Below are 2,666 nucleotides of genomic sequence, written 5' to 3' on the forward strand. Positions count from 1 at the left end.
CGGCTTCGCGCCGGTGGACGCCGGCGGGCACCGGCAGTGGCTGGCCGCGCTCTACCGGCGCGAAGCGCTGCTGCGCGCCGCCGAGGCGCTGGGCGACCCGACCGACCGCTCGGTGCGGCAGCTGGTGGGGGAGCTCGACCTGCACCCGGTGGACCTGCCCGACGAGCGCGACGTCGAGGACGTGGACACCTGGGAGGACCACGCGCGCTGGACGGCGCGCCTCACACCCGGAGGAGACGCATGAGCGACCGCCGATCGCACGACCTGGCCGAGGACCCCGACCGGTGGGACGCCTGGGCCGCCCGCGCCGCCGACGGGCTCGGGCTGCCGCCCGGGCACGTGGACGTGCCGACCCTGCACCGCATCGCCACCGTGGTGGCCCGCAGGGTGGAGCGCCCGCTGGTGCCGGTGACCACCTACCTGGTGGGGCGCGCACTGGAGCACGACCCGGCCCTGACGCTCGAGGAGGCCACGGCTCGCATCGAGCGGCTGGCCCAGGAGGGGCCGCTCACCGAGGTGACCCGGGACGGTGCACGGTGACGGCCCGGGTGCGCTGGTTCGCAGCCGCCGGGGAGGCCGCCGGTTGCGCCGAGGGCGAGTACGCCGGCGCCACGCTGGGTGAGCTGCTGGCCGATGCGACCGCCCGCCACGGGGAGCGCCTGGGGCGCGTGGTGGGCCGGTGCGCGGTGCTCGTGGACGGGATGCGGGTCGACGACCCCTCGACCCCCGTGCGTGAGGGCGCGTTGGTTGACGTGCTGCCGCCCTTCGCCGGCGGCTGACCGGGGCCGTCCGCTCAGGCCACCGAGAGCACGAGGGCCTCGAGCTCCTCGGGGTTCAGACGGATCTGCAGGGTCTGCGAGCGGTTGTGACCGCGCGTCACGCGGTGGCCGGGGGCCGAGCGAGGTGGGCGCCGAGTGCCCCGGCCACCTCTGGCGCTGGGAGCTCGCCGAGCGGGGCTGACCCCCCGGCTCGAACCCGTCCGGCTGCTCAGCCGCCGATGGCGCTCATCGGCCGCGGCGGTTGCAGGAAACCCGGGTCGTCGATCCCGTGCCCCGGCTGCTTGCCGAGCGTCGCCTCGCGGAAGAGCGCGGCCAGCTCCTCGGAGGTGGCGCCGTCGCGCAACGGTCCGCGCAGGTCGGTCTCCGAGCGGGCGAAGAGGCACGAGCGCAGCTGCCCGTCGGCCGTGAGGCGCAGACGGTCGCAGGCCCCGCAGAAGGGGGCGGTCACCGAGGCGATGACGCCCACGGTGGCCGGCCCGCCGTCCACGAGGAAACGCTCGGCCGGGGCCGCGCCGCGGCCGGGCAGCTCCGTGAGCTCGAAGCGCTCGGACAGCGCGGCCACCACCTCCTCGCGGGTCACCATGCCCTCGCGGGTCCACGTGTGCCCGGCGTCCAGCGGCATCTGCTCGATGAAGCGGAGCTCCACCCCGCGCTCGACCGCCCAGGCGAGCAGGTCGGCGGCCTCGTGGTCGTTCTGGTCGCGCATGAGCACGGTGTTGACCTTCACCGGTCGCAGGTCGGCCGCCAGCGCGGCGTCGATGCCGGCCAGCACGTCGGCGTGCCGGTCGCGGCGCGTCATCCGGTGGAAGAGCGCCGGGTCCAGGGTGTCGAGGCTGACGTTGACCCGCGCCAGCCCGGCCTCGGCCAGGGCGGGGGCCACCTTGTCCAGCCCGATGCCGTTGGTGGTGAGTGAGAGCTCCACCGGCCCGTCCTCGCCCTCGAGGGTGGCCAGGTCGCCCACGAGCTCGGTGAGGTCGCGGCGCAGCAGCGGCTCCCCGCCGGTGAGGCGGATCTCGGTGATGCCGCACTCCACGGCCACTGCCGCCACGGCGCGGATCTCCTCGCGCGTCAGCAGCTCGTCCTTGGGCAGCCAGGGCACGCCCTCGGCGGGCAGGCAGTAGGTGCAGCGCAGGTTGCACTTGTCGATGAGGGAGATGCGCAGGTCGGTGTGCACCCGGCCGAAGCGGTCCACGAGCCCGGTCACGAGGACCCCTCCGCGGCGCCGGCCCGCGAGCCCTCGGTCGGTGGCGCGTCGTCCAGCGGAGCGTCCCGGGCGTCGAGCCCGAGCCCGGACCACACGGCCCGCCCGTCGGCCTCGTGCTGGTGCTTCCACACCGGCAGTCCGGCCTTCACGGCCTCCACCAGCGCCGAGCAGACGGCGAAGGTGGGGGCGCGGTGCGCGGAGGCCACGGCCACCACGATGGCGACGTCGCCGACCTCCAGGTGCCCGGTGCGGTGCGCCACCGCCACCCGGGTCACGCCGCCGGCGTCATGCTCCCGGAGCACCTCGGTGGTGATGCGGCGCAGCACGGCGGGTGCGTCGGGGTGGCTGCTGTAGTCCAGGGCCACCACCTCGCCGACGGCTTCCGGGTCGTGGTCGCGCACCCGGCCCACGAAGCGCGTCACGGCGCCGTGCGTGGGGTCGAGCACCGCGGCCTCCAGGGCGTCGGCGTCCAGCGGCTCGTCGGTGACGGCCGTGTGGACGATGGCCGGGTCGCTCATGCGTGGTCACCTCCGGTGAGCTGGTCGAGCACGTGGGGCACCAGCGGCAGGAGCACCGCCAGGCCGTCGCGCACGCCGCCGGTGCTGCCGGGCAGGTTGGCCACCAGCGCGCCGGGGGAACCGGGCCCGGCGTCGACGACGCCCACCAGGCCGCGGGTCAGCAGG

The 2,666-nt window shown here is 76.0% G+C and carries 4 protein-coding genes and 1 pseudogene; 3 read left to right on the forward strand and 2 right to left on the reverse strand.

The genetic code is table 11. The annotated features are described in order from the left end of the window. The 3 genes and pseudogenes from HMPREF3099_RS13000 to HMPREF3099_RS08840 all read left to right on the forward strand — a co-directional run. Positions 1–244 (forward strand): annotated as a pseudogene (locus HMPREF3099_RS13000) (hypothetical protein); the annotation flags it as partial. After that, positions 241–540 (forward strand): DUF6457 domain-containing protein, encoded by a 300-nt coding sequence (locus tag HMPREF3099_RS08835; protein ID WP_070705625.1) that lies wholly within the window; start codon positions 241–243, stop codon positions 538–540. The pseudogene HMPREF3099_RS13000 and the gene HMPREF3099_RS08835, both read left to right, overlap by 4 nt. Positions 541–548: 8 nt before the next feature. After that, on the forward strand, positions 549–779 hold the full coding sequence (locus HMPREF3099_RS08840) for a MoaD/ThiS family protein (protein WP_237769810.1): 231 nt from the start codon (positions 549–551) through the stop codon (positions 777–779). Positions 780–987: 208 nt separating this feature from the next. On the opposite strand, the gene moaA is transcribed toward HMPREF3099_RS08840, so the two are convergent. After that, on the reverse strand, positions 988–1,983 hold the full coding sequence (moaA, locus tag HMPREF3099_RS08845) for a GTP 3',8-cyclase MoaA (protein ID WP_070705627.1): 996 nt from the start codon (positions 1,981–1,983) through the stop codon (positions 988–990). Next, the gene (locus tag HMPREF3099_RS08850; RefSeq protein ID WP_070705628.1) at positions 1,980–2,501 is read right to left on the reverse strand and encodes a molybdenum cofactor biosynthesis protein MoaE; all 522 of its coding nucleotides are present in this window, start codon (positions 2,499–2,501) and stop codon (positions 1,980–1,982) included. Before HMPREF3099_RS08850 ends, moaA begins: the two co-directional genes overlap by 4 nt. Positions 2,502–2,666: the final 165 nt, after the last annotated feature.

It is taken from the genome of Kytococcus sp. HMSC28H12, from assembly GCF_001816045.1.
GTDB classification, from domain to species: Bacteria; Actinomycetota; Actinomycetes; order Actinomycetales; family Dermatophilaceae; genus Kytococcus; species Kytococcus schroeteri.